The organism is Microbacterium sp. LMC-P-041 (genome assembly GCF_030209555.1).
GTDB lineage: Bacteria > Actinomycetota > Actinomycetes > Actinomycetales > Microbacteriaceae > Microbacterium.
Genome location: NZ_JARVRV010000004.1, coordinates 574,623 through 587,816 on the forward strand (window position 1 = coordinate 574,623; position 13,194 = coordinate 587,816).

Annotated in this window: 14 protein-coding genes; 7 read left to right on the forward strand and 7 right to left on the reverse strand. The window is 69.1% G+C overall.

What is annotated here, in order from left to right; all coding sequences use genetic code 11:
• Positions 1–3: 3 nt before the first annotated feature.
• From kdpC to QRN21_RS09230, 4 genes are read right to left on the reverse strand one after another with little or no spacing between them, the layout of a single operon-like run.
• Positions 4–603 carry a potassium-transporting ATPase subunit KdpC gene (gene kdpC / locus QRN21_RS09215; RefSeq protein ID WP_230100854.1) on the reverse strand — a complete coding sequence of 200 codons (600 nt, stop codon included), beginning with the start codon at positions 601–603 and terminating at the stop codon, positions 4–6.
• Between the two features lie 41 nt (positions 604–644).
• Complete coding sequence (gene kdpB / locus QRN21_RS09220; RefSeq protein WP_056276359.1) at positions 645–2,783, reverse strand: potassium-transporting ATPase subunit KdpB; 2,139 nt, start codon at positions 2,781–2,783, stop codon at positions 645–647.
• Position 2,784: 1 nt separating this feature from the next.
• Positions 2,785–4,470 (reverse strand): potassium-transporting ATPase subunit KdpA, encoded by a 1,686-nt coding sequence (gene kdpA / locus QRN21_RS09225; protein ID WP_285363768.1) that lies wholly within the window; start codon positions 4,468–4,470, stop codon positions 2,785–2,787.
• A complete protein-coding gene (locus QRN21_RS09230) occupies positions 4,470–4,559 on the reverse strand; it encodes a potassium-transporting ATPase subunit F (protein ID WP_056276367.1) in 90 nt (29 codons plus the stop codon). The genes kdpA and QRN21_RS09230 overlap by 1 nt, the downstream gene beginning before the upstream one ends.
• A 292-nt stretch (positions 4,560–4,851) precedes the next feature.
• Here QRN21_RS09230 and QRN21_RS09235 point away from each other — a divergent pair, with 292 nt between their 5' ends.
• From QRN21_RS09235 to QRN21_RS09260, 6 genes are all read left to right on the forward strand, one after another.
• Positions 4,852–5,043 (forward strand): hypothetical protein, encoded by a 192-nt coding sequence (locus QRN21_RS09235; RefSeq protein WP_150115145.1) that lies wholly within the window; start codon positions 4,852–4,854, stop codon positions 5,041–5,043.
• Positions 5,040–6,413, forward strand: a complete 1,374-nt coding sequence (locus QRN21_RS09240) for an RNA polymerase sigma factor (RefSeq protein ID WP_285363770.1) — start codon at positions 5,040–5,042, stop codon at positions 6,411–6,413. Before QRN21_RS09235 ends, QRN21_RS09240 begins: the two co-directional genes overlap by 4 nt.
• Entirely contained in the window at positions 6,410–6,766 is a 357-nt protein-coding gene (locus QRN21_RS09245) for a YciI family protein (RefSeq protein ID WP_053098543.1), read from the forward strand. The genes QRN21_RS09240 and QRN21_RS09245 overlap by 4 nt, the downstream gene beginning before the upstream one ends.
• A 33-nt stretch (positions 6,767–6,799) precedes the next feature.
• Entirely contained in the window at positions 6,800–7,978 is a 1,179-nt protein-coding gene (locus QRN21_RS09250) for an SLC13 family permease (RefSeq protein WP_285363772.1), read from the forward strand.
• 212 nt (positions 7,979–8,190) lie between these two features.
• A complete protein-coding gene (locus QRN21_RS09255; protein ID WP_285363773.1) occupies positions 8,191–8,931 on the forward strand; it encodes a GntR family transcriptional regulator in 741 nt (246 codons plus the stop codon).
• A 1-nt stretch (position 8,932) separates the two neighbouring features.
• Positions 8,933–9,634 carry a GntR family transcriptional regulator gene (locus tag QRN21_RS09260; protein WP_053098545.1) on the forward strand — a complete coding sequence of 234 codons (702 nt, stop codon included), beginning with the start codon at positions 8,933–8,935 and terminating at the stop codon, positions 9,632–9,634.
• On the opposite strand, the gene QRN21_RS09265 is transcribed toward QRN21_RS09260, so the two are convergent.
• The 3 genes from QRN21_RS09265 to QRN21_RS09275 are packed head-to-tail and all read right to left on the reverse strand — an operon-like array spanning position 9,598 to position 11,789.
• On the reverse strand, positions 9,598–10,221 hold the full coding sequence (locus QRN21_RS09265) for a GNAT family N-acetyltransferase (RefSeq protein WP_285363774.1): 624 nt from the start codon (positions 10,219–10,221) through the stop codon (positions 9,598–9,600). The genes QRN21_RS09260 and QRN21_RS09265 overlap by 37 nt on opposite strands.
• A 9-nt stretch (positions 10,222–10,230) precedes the next feature.
• Positions 10,231–10,842 carry an FMN-binding negative transcriptional regulator gene (locus QRN21_RS09270; RefSeq protein WP_053098547.1) on the reverse strand — a complete coding sequence of 204 codons (612 nt, stop codon included), beginning with the start codon at positions 10,840–10,842 and terminating at the stop codon, positions 10,231–10,233.
• Positions 10,842–11,789: a DMT family transporter gene (locus tag QRN21_RS09275; RefSeq protein ID WP_285363776.1), complete on the reverse strand. Its 948-nt coding sequence runs from the start codon at positions 11,787–11,789 to the stop codon at positions 10,842–10,844. The genes QRN21_RS09270 and QRN21_RS09275 overlap by 1 nt, the downstream gene beginning before the upstream one ends.
• Between QRN21_RS09275 and QRN21_RS09280 the strand changes: the two genes are divergently transcribed.
• Complete coding sequence (locus tag QRN21_RS09280) at positions 11,788–13,194, forward strand: aminotransferase-like domain-containing protein (protein WP_285363778.1); 1,407 nt, start codon at positions 11,788–11,790, stop codon at positions 13,192–13,194. The genes QRN21_RS09275 and QRN21_RS09280 overlap by 2 nt on opposite strands.

Sequence of the window (13,194 nt, forward strand, 5' to 3'; positions counted from 1 at the left end):
TCATCAGCCCTCCTGCTCATCGAGCGCGAGATTGAGTTCGGCGACGTTGATGCGTTCTTCGCCGAGGAATCCCAGATCCCGCCCTTGAATCCTAGACTCCACGAGGTCGCGCACCTGCTGCGCGGGCAGGTCGCGCTCGGCCGCCACCCGCGGCACCTGCAGCAGCGCGTACGCGACGCTGATGTGCGGGTCGAGGCCGGATCCGGATGCCGTCACAGCGTCGGCCGGCACGGCATCCGTGCTCACGCCCTCGCGCTCGGCGATGGCCGCCTGGCGCTCGTCGATCGCCGCGACGAGGTCGGGGTTCTCGGGGCCCAGGTTGCTGCCGCTGGACGCGGCCCCGTCGTAGCCGTCACCGGCGGCCGACGGACGCGACTGGAAGTACTCGGGCAGCGCGTCGCCGTCGGCATCCGTGAAGGACTGACCGATCAGCGAGCTGCCCTTGTCGTCGCCCAGCGGCGAGCCGTTCGCCTGGAACGGCAGGAGCAGCTGACCGATGCCGGTGACGACGAGCGTGTAGCCGACGCCGAGCACGAGGGTGAGCACGAGCATCGCGCGGATGGCGACGCCGGTGGTGCGGGCGACGGTGCGGGAGGAGGACATGGAGTGCCTTTCGATGCGAGAAGGACGAAGACGGACGCCGGTCAGAAGCCGGGGATGAGGGTGATGACGAGGTCGATCAGCTTGATGCCGATGAACGGTGCGATCACTCCGCCGAGGCCGTAGACGAGCAGGTTGCGCTGCAGGATCTGCGAGGCGCTCGCCGGCCGGTACTTCACTCCGCGCAGCGCGAGCGGGATGAGGAAGACGATCACGATCGCGTTGAAGATGATCGCGCTGGTGACCGCGGACGCCGGCGAGTGCAGCTGCATGATGTTGAGCGCCGCGAGGCCCGGGAACACCCCCATGAACATCGCCGGGATGATGGCGAAGTACTTGGCGATGTCGTTCGCGAGCGAGAAGGTCGTGAGCGCGCCGCGAGTGATGAGCAGCTGCTTGCCGATGCGCACGATGTCGATGAGCTTGGTCGGGTCCGAGTCGAGGTCGACCATGTTGCCGGCCTCCTTCGCGGCCGACGTGCCCGTGTTCATCGCGACGCCGACGTCGGCCTGGGCGAGAGCGGGGGCGTCGTTCGTGCCGTCGCCCGTCATGGCGACGAGTCGCCCGCCCTCCTGCTCACGCTTGATCAGCTCGAGCTTCTGCTCGGGTGTCGCCTCGGCGAGGAAGTCGTCGACGCCCGCCTCCTTCGCGATCGCGGCGGCGGTCAGCGGGTTGTCGCCCGTGATCATGACCGTGCGGATGCCCATGCTGCGCAGTTCCTCGAACCGCTCGCGCAGGCCGTCTTTCACGATGTCCTTGAGGTGCACGACGCCGAGCACCTCGCCGGATCCCGCTGGACGCTTCACGGCGACCACCAGCGGGGTGCCGCCGCTCGAGGCCACGCCGTCGACGAGGCCGGCGAGTTCGGCATCCGTGTCGAGCCCGAGCCAGGCGTCGATCGCCGACCCTGCGCCCTTGCGGATCTGCGTCCCGTCGGCGAGGTCCAGTCCCGACATGCGGGTCTGCGCGGTGAACGGCACGACCACGGCATCCGCCGGCTCGTCGACCCGGATGCCGCGGCTCAGCGCCAGCTCGACGATCGAGGCGCCCTCGGGCGTGGGGTCGGCGAGGGATGAGAGGGCAGCGACACGCAGCAGCTCGTCGGGGTCGACGCCGCCGAGGCGCAGCACCTCGTGGGCGCGGCGGTTGCCGTAGGTGATGGTGCCGGTCTTGTCGAGCAGCAGCGTCGTGACGTCGCCTGCGGCCTCGACGGCGCGGCCCGACATCGCGAGCACGTTGCGCTGCACGAGACGGTCCATGCCGGCGATGCCGATGGCCGAGAGCAGGGCGCCGATCGTGGTCGGGATCAGGCACACGAGCAGGGCGATCAGCACCGGGATGCTGACGGGCGAGGCCGCATACGAGGCGATCGGGTTGAGTGCGAGAACCACTACGACGAACACGATCGACAGGCTCGCGAGCAGGATGTTGAGCGCGATCTCGTTGGGTGTGCGCTGACGGCTGGCGCCCTCGACGAGCGCGATCATGCGGTCGACGAACGTCTCGCCGGGCTTCGAGGTGATGCGCACGACGATGCGATCCGACAGCACGCGGGTGCCTCCGGTGACGGCGCTGCGGTCACCGCCGGACTCGCGGATGACCGGGGCGCTCTCGCCGGTGATGGCCGATTCGTCGACGGTCGCGATGCCCGCCACGATGTCGCCATCGCCGGGGATCAGCTCGCCGGCCGTGACGATCACGATGTCGTCGCGCTGCAGCTCGGCCGATGAGACGTCGACCGCCTCGGTGCGCTCGGCCGTGGCATCCGTCGCCGAGTCATAGCGGACGACCTTGCGGGCCATCGTGCTGGTGCGGGTCTTGCGCAGACTCGCGGCCTGGGCCTTGCCGCGGCCCTCGGCCACGGACTCGGCGACGTTGGCGAACAGCACGGTCAGCCACAGCCAGATCGCGATGCCCCAGGTGAAGGGTGCGGGCACGGGTGTTCCGCCGGAGTCGGCCGGGCCGCCGAGGAACGGCTCGGCGATCGCGAGCACGGTCGTGAATGCGGCACCGACCCAGACGAGGAGCATCACGGGGTTGCGCACGAGCGACGCGGGGTTGAGCTTGCGCAGGGCGCCGGGCAGGGCCTGCGTCAGCTGTGCCCAGCCGAATGAGCGGGGCGGTGCGGTCGGGGCGGATGCCGGAGCATCCTGCTGTTCCGAGGGCGTGGTGGTGAGGGTCATGTCAGACGAGTCCTTCAGCGAGGGGTCCCAGTGCGAGCACGGGGAAGTAGGTGAGTGCCGTGATGATGACCGTGACGGCGGTGAGGAGGCCGACGAACTGCGGTCGGTGCGTGGGCAGGGTTCCGGTGTTCTCCGGCACGCGCTGCTGTGCGGCGAAGGATCCGGCCAGGGCCAGCACGAGGACGATCGGAAGGAACCGGCCGAGCAGCATCGCGATGCCCAGTGCGGTGTTGAACCACGGGGTGTTCGCGGTGAGGCCGGCGAAGGCCGAGCCGTTGTTGTTCGAGGCCGAGGTGAAGGCGTAGAGCACCTCGCTCATGCCGTGCACGCCGGGGTTGAGGATGCTGGTCGCCTCGACGTCGGCGCGGATGCCGGGGATCGCGAAGCTCAGGGCCGTGCCGACAAGAACGAGGGTGGGCGTCACGAGGATGTAGAGGCTCGCGAGCTTGATCTCCTTCGGGCCGATGCGCTTGCCGAGGTATTCCGGGGTGCGGCCCACCAGCAGTCCGCCGACGAACACCGCGATGATCGCGAGCACGAGCATGCCGTAGAGACCAGAGCCGACGCCGCCGGGGGCGACCTCGCCGAGCATCATGTTGAGCATCGGCATCATGCCGCCGAGCGCCGTGTACGAGTCGTGCATCGAGTTGACCGCACCCGTCGACGTCAGGGTGCTGGCGCTGCCGAAGAGGGTCGAGCCGAGGATGCCGAACCGCACCTCCTTGCCCTCCATCGCCGCGCCGGCGAGTTCGGGGGCGCTGCCGCGGCCGGCGAGTTCGAGAGCCGAGAGCGCGAAAGTCGAGATCAGGAAGATCGTTCCCATCACGGCGGCGATCGCGTAGCCCTGGCGGTTGTCGCCGATCATGCGACCGAACGTGCGGGGGAGTGAGAACGGGATCACGAGGATCAGCAGGATCTGCAGCAGACTGGTCCAGCCGGTCGGGTTCTCGAACGGATGCGCTGAGTTGGCGTTGAAGAAGCCGCCGCCGTTCGTGCCGAGCAGCTTGATGGCCTCCTGTGAGGCGACGGGTCCGCCGGGAATGGTCTGCGTGCCGCCCGAGACCGTGGTCACGTCGGTGAAGCCGGCGAAGTTCTGCACCACGCCGCCCGCGATCAGGGCGATGGCGGCGATCAGAGCGATCGGCAGCAGGATGCGTCCGAGCCCGCGGATCAGGTCGACCCAGAAGTTGCCGATCGTGGTTGATCCGCGGCGGGCGAGGCCGCGGATCAGCGCGACGGCCACGGCCAGGCCGACCGCTGCCGAGACGAAGTTCTGCACCGTCAGGCCCGCGAGCTGCACCGTGTAGCCCATGGTCTGCTCGGGCGAGTACGACTGCCAGTTGGTGTTCGCGACGAACGAGGCCGCGGTGTTGAAGGCGAGGCCCTCGGGAACCGCGGGGAGTCCCAGCGACTCGGGCAGGAAGCTCTGGAGTCGCTGCAGCCCGTAGACGAGCAGCAGGCCGACGACCGAGAACGCGAGCACGCTGCGGGCATAGGCCCGCCAGGTCTGCTCGGATGCCGGGTCGACGCCGATCAGTCGGTACAGGCCGCGCTCGGCTTTCAGGTCGCGCGGGGTGCTGAAGACGTGGGCCATGTAGTCGCCCACCGGGCGGTACAGCAGCACGAGGGCGATGATGAGGACGGCGGCCTGCAGGACGCCGAACCAGATGTCGGCACCCGCGCCCATCAGAACTTCTCCGGGGCGACGAGAGCCACCACGAGGTAGACGACGGCGGCCACGGCGAGGGCGGCGGCGATGATCTCGAAGACGATCACAGTCGTTCCACCCCCTTCGCGACAAGAGAGACGAGGGCGAACAGCGCGAGAGTCAGCGCGATGTAGATGATGTCGAGCACGAGACTCGATACAACTCCCGTGCAGACCGGAATATCGCGATCCTCACGCTTTGCCTACGGGGCCGTGCGGGATGCATGCGACTTGCTCACATCTCGGGGTCGATCCGACTTTCTCGCATCTCGTTGTCGCATTCGTCGTTCGTCGTTCGTGGTTCGGGTAGGAGGTCACCGATCGGGTGGCCTCAGACGCGAGAGACGCGAGAGGTGCGGTGGTGACTGTGTACAACGACCCGATGGTGGCGAACCTCGTCTACCGGCTCGAGGCTGAGCACGCCGAGGAGCAGATCGTGCGACGTCGGACGGCGCTCGAGCATCCTGGTCTGATCCGGCGCCCTTCCCTCCGTGTGCGCGCTCGCCGCCTCTGGGCGCGCATCTCTTCCGGCGGAAGCGGGGAACCGGGATGATCGTCCTGACGGCAGGATCGGAGCGGAACCTGCTCGATCGAGCGGACGGAGAGACCACAGGTGACGCGGCGACGAGGTCGGATCGAGGGTTCTCGGTGAACACCGACGTCGCAGAGCACGTCGCGCAGGTCTATCGCGACGAGTGGGCGCGCATCGTGGGAGGTCTCACCCGACGATGCGGTGATCTCGACCTCGCCGAGGAGATGGCTGCTGAGGCGTTCGCCTCGGCCGCTGAGCGATGGTCGGACGAGGGAGTGCCGCCCAATCCCGCCGGCTGGATCACCACCACGGCCTACCGCAAGGCCATCGATCGACTGCGTCGTGAGTCGTTCCGCGATGCCAAGCATCGGGAGGCTCTCATGCTGCACGATCCCGAACCACCGGAGCCGACGGGCGTCATCGACGACGATCGCCTCCGTCTGCTCTTCACCTGCTGCCACCCGGCGCTGTCACTCGAAGCACGCGTCGCCCTGACCCTGCGGATCGTGGGCGGGCTCACCGTCGAGGAGATCGCCCGGGCCTTCCTCATCCAGGAATCTGCGGTGCGGCAGCGCATCACCCGAGCCAAGGCGAAGATCAAGACCGACCGGATCCCCTATCGGATGCCGGCTGCCGACGATCTCCGCATCCGGATCGACGGAGTGCTCGCAGTGCTCTATCTGATCTTCAACGAAGGGTATTTCGCGTCCGGGGCCGGAGTGCCCGCACTGCGTCGCGAGCTGACGGGCGAGGCGATCCGGCTCACCGGACTGCTCCGCGAGCTGCTGCCCGCCGACGAGGAGGTCACGGGTCTGCTGGCGCTGATGCTGCTCAGCGAGGCGCGCGCCGCGGCACGCGTCACCGACGGCGGCGAGCTGGTGCGCCTGGACGAACAGGACCGTGGCGCGTGGGACCACGAGCTTATCGGTCGAGGCCTCGCATTGCTCGACGAGCCACCCACCGCGGCCCCCGGTCGTCACCGACTGCTGGCCGAGATCAACGCGGTGCATGTGCGGGCGACGGATGCCGAGCACACCGATTGGGCGCGCATCATCGGACTCTACGAGCAGCTCGAGCGGATCGATGCCAGCCCGGTCGTGACCCTCAGCAAGGCGGTCGCCGTCGCAGAGCGGGACTCGCCCGAACGAGCACTGCTGATCGTGGAGACGCTGCGCGATGCGCTGGATCAGTTCCATGCCTTCCACGTGACGCGCGCAGAGCTGCTGCGCGCTGCGGACCGGCCGGACGATGCTCGGGCTGCATACGAGCGCGCGATCGCCCTCGCCGACAACACCGCGGAGATCATCCACCTGACCCGACGCCGCGACGAGCTCGCGGCGCCCCTCGCACCCGGGGAGCCCGGGCGCACGACGAATGGAGAGAGCAGATGAGCAACAAGTACCTCGTGATCCACATGACCGACCCGACCGGCGGCACGATGCCGCAGGGAGAGGATCAGCGCCTTCTCGAAGACTGGGCGGATGAGGGCAGGGCGGCCGGCAGCCTGGGCGAGGGCGCACCCGTCGCCGGGGCGGACCAAGCCAAGTCGGTGGCCGTGCGAGACGGCAAGGTGCTCGTCACAGACGGCCCCTTCCCCGAGTTCAAGGAATGGTTCGCCGGCTACGACATCGTCACCGCCGAGTCGATCGACGAGGCGGCGAGCTTCATGGCGAAGCATCCCACCGCCGTCATGGGGAGGGTCTACATCCTGCCGGTGGTGAAGCTCCCCTGGGACGAGGACTGAGGAACACACCCCCACCGGATCTACACTCAGCGAGTGAGTGCGACGCGACGGCGGCTGGGAGCGGGGACGATCATCGTCCTGGCGCTCATCGCCGTCGCACTCGTCTGCATCGTCACGGGCATCCTTCCACCCGCGGATGCCGGGGCGCTCGGCGCTCGCATCGCACCGGTGCTGGGGTTCGTCATCGCGATCACGGTCGTCGCCGAGCTGGCCCGGGACGCTGCGGTGTTCGACGTCGTCGCGCAGCGTCTTGCTCGATGGGGCCACGGGCGGGTCATCCTGCTGTGGCTGTCGGTCGTGGTGCTCGCCGTCATCAGCACGGTGTTCCTATCGCTCGACACCACGGCGGTGATCGTGACGCCGGTCGTGGTCGTGCTGGCGCAGAGCGTCGGCATCCCCCCGCTTCCGTTCGCCCTCGTCACCGTGTGGCTGGCGAACACGGCGTCCCTCGCCCTGCCCGTCTCGAACCTCACGAACCTGCTCGCGGCACGGTCGATCGGTGACGACCCGCTCGCGTTCCTCGCGCTGAGCTGGGCGCCGACTCTGGTCGGGGTGCTCGTGCCCGTCGTGATCCTCACGCTGCGACACCGTCGGACGCTCTTCGGTGCCTATCGCGTGCCGACAGGCGGCGGCCCTTCCGACCGGGTGCTCTTCTGGGCGGCGTCCGGCATCCTGCTGCTTCTGATGCCGCTGCTCGCAGTGACCCATGACGTGTGGATCCCCGCGACGGTCGCAGCGCTCGTGCTCATCGTCGTGTTCGGCATCCGGCGTCGCCATGTGCTGCGACTCTCGCTCGTGCCATGGCAGGCGATCGGCCTGGCGGCGGCCCTGTTCGTCGTGGTCGAGACCGCGCACGCGAACGGCATCCTCGACTTCCTGTCGGTCCTCGCGACCAGTGGCCACGCGCCCGCAGAACTGCTGCGTCTCTCTGCGACGGGCGCGCTCGCCGCGAACGGGGTCAACAACCTGCCCGCCTACCTGATCCTCGAACCCACAGCCGGCGATCCGGTCGCGCTCATGGCGCTGCTGATCGGCGTGAACCTCGGCCCGCTGATCACCCCGTGGGCGTCGCTCGCCACGCTGCTCTGGCACCACAGGGTGGTGTCGCTGGGGGTCGAGATCCGCTGGGGCAGCCTGATGCTCTGGGGTGCGATCGTCGCCGTGCCGACGGTGCTGGTCGCCACGCTCGCGCTCGCCTTGGTCGCAGGCTGAGACCGGCATCCCGATCCCGGCCGCAGGGGAGGGAAAAGGGCAGCGACTCGCGTCACGGGATCTGGGGGAGGTCCGCGGCACGACATGGGGAGTGTGTGCCGGGTGAGGGTCGCTGCCCTACTCCACAACGCTACGCACATGCCGTCGGATCCGGTGAAACTTCAGTGCCTGATGTATGGTGCGTCGGCATGACACCGGCATAAAGTGTGCCCGTGGGCGACATCAGCGCATCTCTGCCGATCCGGCCGCGGCAGCTGATCCGCGACCAGGTCTTCGCCACGCTCGCCGAAGAGATCATCTCTGGGCGCATGCAACCCCTCGAAGAGATTCGCGACCAGGACTTGCAGGCCGAATACGGCGTCTCCCGCACGCCTATCCGCGAGGCTCTCAACCGTCTCGCCGACCTCGGACTCATCGAGGTCAGCACCAACCGGTTCACACGCGTCGCGCCGGTCGACCTCGAGGCACAGGCGGAACGTGTCGAGACCGCCGTCGCCATGATCGGATACTGCGCCGTCAGAGCAGTGCCGACCTACACCGACGAGCAGGTCGCCTCTCTGCACGAGAGGATCGACGGACTCCTGGTCGCCGAGCTCGCAGGAACCTCGAGTCGCGAGGGGCTCAGCCTCTGGTACGCGCTGTGGGGCGAGATCGTGCTCAACGCCCACAACCAGACGATGATCGACATCCTCGACGGTCAGCTGGTGCTGCACCTCACCCGAACCGTGCCCGCGCAACGCGTGCCCGACGAACTCGTCGACTACATGCGGGCGGCCCTCGATCAGCTGCGTGCCCTGCTCGATCGGCGCGACGGCGTCGGGGTACGAGACCTCATCGAACCGCTGTTCCTGAGATCGACGATCGAACCTCTCCGCGCGGGGGCGGCGCTCGCCGCGGCATCCGCCTCCGTCTCCGCCGCCTCGACGCCCGCCGTCTTCTTACCCGGGGACTGACATGCCCGACCGGCGGATCGACAGGCTGAACTCCACGCGACTGCTGGGAGGGGTCGAGCAGCCACCGCCCGTCATCACCTCCCGCGCGGATGCCGTCGTCGACTCGCTCGCGCACTCGATCGAGTCGGGCGAACTGGCGCCCGGCGATCCCTTATCGGTCACCGCCCTCGCACAGCGGCTCACCGTCGCCGCGGCGACCGTGCGATCAGCCCTCGGCACCCTTGAAGCGATGCATCTGATCGAGCACCGTCTGAACAGGGCGTCGGTCGTCGTGACGCCGACCCCCGCGTGGTTCGTCGCTGTCGCCGCTGAGTGCTCCGGCCTGTCGATCGCGGCGGCCGACCTCGGCATCGCGGAGGCGACCGAGGCGCAGATCGCCGATCTCGCCGAGCGGGCGGCGACCGTCCGCGAACTCTGGGCGTCGGACGAGAGCGATCAGGTCATCGGAGCGGAGGGGCTGTGGGAACTGCTCGACCTGCTCGCGGTGTTCTCGCGCAACCGACACCTCAGCGCCCTGCACGCGTCGAAGCGCACGGCGCTGGTGCTCGGCATCCGCTCGCTCAGCCGGCCCCGCAACCCCGCCATGCTCCGATCGGTCGTCGACGCGCTCGTCGCCGCAGCGCGCGATCGCGACCGCCTCGAAGCGACGGATCTGGTGAGAGACCTCTACACGTTCGTGGTCGACGGGGTCACAGAACTCTGACGCGTCGGTGTCCACTCCTCCGCGAGGATGCCATAGTTGAGCCCGTCGAGCCACTCGCCCGACCGGTGCAGAGCGGTCTTGCGGCTGAACTCCTCCCGGCGCATGCCGAGCCGCTCCATCAGACGCGACGAGGGCTCGTTGTCGGCGAAGCATCCGGCGTGCACCCGGCGCAGCCCCAGCGGACCGAAGCAGACGTCGATCACGGCGCGGATGGCCTCGGTCGCATAGCCGCGACCGGTGTGCGCGGGGTCGAGCACCCAGCCGAGCTCCGCCTCGACGCCCCTCGCCTGATCGGCGACCTCGAGCTGCGCCCAGCCGTCACCGATCCTGATCATGATGTCGCCGATCGGCGTGGGCCCGTCGTTCTCCGTGATCAGCTCGACGAGGTACATCGACGTGAGCCGGCCGGGGTCGAGATACCGCTCGCGGAACTCCTCGAGTGTGGCCGGCGCGAGTCCGAGCCACCGGTTCACCTCCGGCCGTCGACGCCACTCCCACATGGCGTCGACGTCGGGTGCCGTCATCGGCCGGATCTGCAGCCGCTCGGTGCGGACGGGCCAGACGTCGGTGTGCGGCGAATCGGTCATCGCCCCAGCCTATTGAGGGGCGTGGCCGGACACTCGACGCATCTCGGCCGCGAGTGCCGCGTTCGTCTCGTCGAACCGCCCGGTGATGGTGTCTCGCACCTCGGGAGACTTGTTCTGGCTCAGCTTGGCGCGCGCGTCGAACCGGTCGACACGCATCCTCAGCCCGACGGTTCCCTTCGCCGCTCGCCGGGTGCCGGCCTCGTCCTCCGACAGGCTGCGCCCGTGCGGCGTTCCCTTCTCGAAGTGGTCGGTCAGCTGCGCGAGCATGGCGTAGTTCTCCTCCTCGGTGAGGATCTCGGGAGTGCCGTAGAGATGAGCGGTCACGTGGTTCCAGGTGGGCACGAGGTCGCCGGGCGCATAGAGGCTGGGCGACACGTAGTCGTGGGGGCCCTGGATGATCACGAGCACCTCGTGCGCGCCCAGTTCATGCAGCTGCTCGTCGGGGCGACCGAAGTGGCTCGCGATCACGATCTCGTGTTCGTCTTCGATCAGCAGCGCGGGGTAATGCGAAGCGACCAGCCCTGTGCTCGCGGGGGACACGAAGGTCGCCCACGGGTTGCCGCGGATCAGGCGCTTCACCTCGAGCGGGTCGGTCATCAGGTAACGGGGTGTGTGGCGCATCAGAACTCCTCGTTCAGGGGGCGGGTGGTGGGTCGGGGATGGATCAGTCGGGTGCGCACCGCGAGCGCGGCGCACACGATGACGGCCAGGCCGCCGAGCGCGGTGGGCCATCCGATCTGCTCATGAGGAAGCAGCGCGGCCCACGCGATGCTCATCACGGGTTGGACGAGCTGGATCTGGCTCACCTGGGCCATGGGCCCGATCGCGAGCCCGCGATACCAGGCGAAGAATCCGAGGAACATGCTCACCACGGCGAGGTAGGCGAAGGCGAGCCACTGCACCGGCGATGCCGTCGGCGGGTCGGCGACCGCCGAGGCCAGGGTCAGCACGAGCATCAGCGGCGCGGCGAGCACGAGCGCCCACGACACGGTCTGCCAGGCTCCGAGCTCCCGAGCCAGCAGGCCGCCCTCCGCATAGCCGACAGCCGCAGCGAGCACCGCGGCGAACAGCAGCAGATCGGCCCAGTGGAGTGCGCCGAGATCCCCGTTCTGCAGTGACGCGAAGACCACCGCCGTGATGGCGCCGAGTGCGGCGAACCACCAGAACGCACGTCCCGGCCGTTCGCGCGTGCGGAGCACGACGATGACGGCCGTCGCTGCGGGGAGCAGGCCGATCACCACGGCGCCGTGGCTCGCCGGTGCGGCGGTCATGGCGAACGACGTCAAGAGGGGGAACCCCGCGACGACACCACCGGCCACGATCGCGAGTCGCCACCATTGCACCCTGGTCGGCGGATGCTGCCGGGTGGCCGCCAGAGCGATGGCAGCGAGCGCTGCGGCGATGACCGCGCGACCGGATCCGATGAACAGAGGCGAGAGGCCGCCGACCGCGATGCGGGTGAAGGGGAGGGTGAACGAGAAGGCGGCGACGCCGAGAAGCCCCCACCAGAGGCCCGCAGGGGATAGCGCTGTGCGAGCAGGAGTGATAACGCTACTCTGTTCTTTCATGAGTCAGGATAGCAGTGACCGGATCGTAGGAGAACTGCGTCGGTGGATCGAGGCGGCGCCTCCGGGGTCTCGGGTTCCCTCGAATCGAGCGCTCGTCGCGCAGTACGGAGCGAGCCCTGTGACGGTGCAGAAGGCGATGGGACGCCTCGCCCGGCTGGGCCTGATCGAATCCCGACCAGGCGCGGGGACGTTCGTGCGCGCGCAGAAGACGCCGCGCCCCGCCGACTACGGCTGGCAGACATCCGCGCTCGGGGCTCCTCCCGCGCGACTCGCCGGGCTCACCTCGACGCAGCGGACTGTCGCTCCCGACGCGATCGGCATGCATTCGGGGTATCCGGCGGTCGACCTGCTTCCCGAGCGGCTGGTCCGTCAGGCGATCACCCGTGCGGCACGCACCTCGTCAGCGCTCACTCGCTCGCCCGCCGCCGGGATGCCGGAGCTGCAGGCCTGGTTCGCGGCTGAGCTCGCGGCATCCGCCCCCGCAGACGTCACTCCGGCATCCGCCAGGGATGCGCTCGTGATCGCGGGCAGCCAGAGCGGGCTGAGCTCCATCTTCCGAGCCGTGGTCGGGGCAGGGCAGCCTCTGCTGATCGAGTCGCCCACCTACTGGGGTGCTCTTCTCGCCGCCGAGCAGGCCGGGGTGGTGCTGGTGCCGATCCCGTCGGGGCCGGACGGGCCCGATCCGGATGCCGTCGAGCGGGCGTTCGTCGAGACCGGCGCTCGTGCGTTCTACGCGCAGCCCACATTCGCCAACCCGACGGGCGCCAGGTGGCCCGCGTCGACCGGCCTCGCCGTTCTCGAGAGCGTGCGGCGGCACGGTGCCTTCCTCATCGAAGACGACTGGGCGCACGATCTGGCCATCGACGGCGATCCGCGTCCGATCGCGGCGATGGACGATGACGGCCATGTCGTCTATCTCCGTTCGCTGACCAAGAGCGTCTCGCCCGCGCTGCGGATCGCCGCGGTGATCGTGCGGGGTCCGGCGCGCGAGCGCATCCTCGCCGACCGTGCCGCCGAGTCGATGTACGTGAGCGGGCTGCTGCAGGCTGCCGCGCTCGACGTCGTGACCCAGCCGGCGTGGAAGAGCCACCTGCGTGGCTTCCGCGACCACTTGAGGGCGCGACGCGATCTGCTGCTCGCGAGCCTCGCCGAGCACGCCCCGACCGCGACGGTCGAGACGGTGCCGGCCGGTGGCCTCAACCTCTGGGTGCGGCTTCCGGAGGGCACCGATGTCGTCGGCGTGGTCCGAGGATGCGAGACCCGCGGCCTCATCATCTCTCCCGGATCCGAATGGTTCCCCGCGGAGCCCTCCGGAGCCTATGTGCGACTCAACTACGCGAACGCCGACCCGACGCGATTCCCCGAGGCGGCGGAGATCCTCGGCGGTGTGCTCGCGGCATCCTGA

Excerpts from the sequence above, each read along its gene's own strand:
- kdpC (WP_230100854.1), bottom strand. The coding sequence starts at position 603 with ATGTCCTCCTCCCGCACCGTCGCCCGCACCACCGGCGTCGCCATCCGC.
- kdpB (WP_056276359.1), bottom strand. The coding sequence starts at position 2,783 with ATGACCCTCACCACCACGCCCTCGGAACAGCAGGATGCTCCGGCATCC.
- kdpA (WP_285363768.1), bottom strand. The coding sequence starts at position 4,470 with ATGGGCGCGGGTGCCGACATCTGGTTCGGCGTCCTGCAGGCCGCCGTC.
- QRN21_RS09240 (WP_285363770.1), top strand. The coding sequence starts at position 5,040 with ATGATCGTCCTGACGGCAGGATCGGAGCGGAACCTGCTCGATCGAGCG.
- QRN21_RS09245 (WP_053098543.1), top strand. The coding sequence starts at position 6,410 with ATGAGCAACAAGTACCTCGTGATCCACATGACCGACCCGACCGGCGGC.
- QRN21_RS09260 (WP_053098545.1), top strand. The coding sequence starts at position 8,933 with ATGCCCGACCGGCGGATCGACAGGCTGAACTCCACGCGACTGCTGGGA.
- QRN21_RS09265 (WP_285363774.1), bottom strand. The coding sequence starts at position 10,221 with ATGACCGATTCGCCGCACACCGACGTCTGGCCCGTCCGCACCGAGCGG.
- QRN21_RS09270 (WP_053098547.1), bottom strand. The coding sequence starts at position 10,842 with ATGCGCCACACACCCCGTTACCTGATGACCGACCCGCTCGAGGTGAAG.
- QRN21_RS09280 (WP_285363778.1), top strand. The coding sequence starts at position 11,788 with ATGAGTCAGGATAGCAGTGACCGGATCGTAGGAGAACTGCGTCGGTGG.
- QRN21_RS09275 (WP_285363776.1), bottom strand. The coding sequence starts at position 11,789 with ATGAAAGAACAGAGTAGCGTTATCACTCCTGCTCGCACAGCGCTATCC.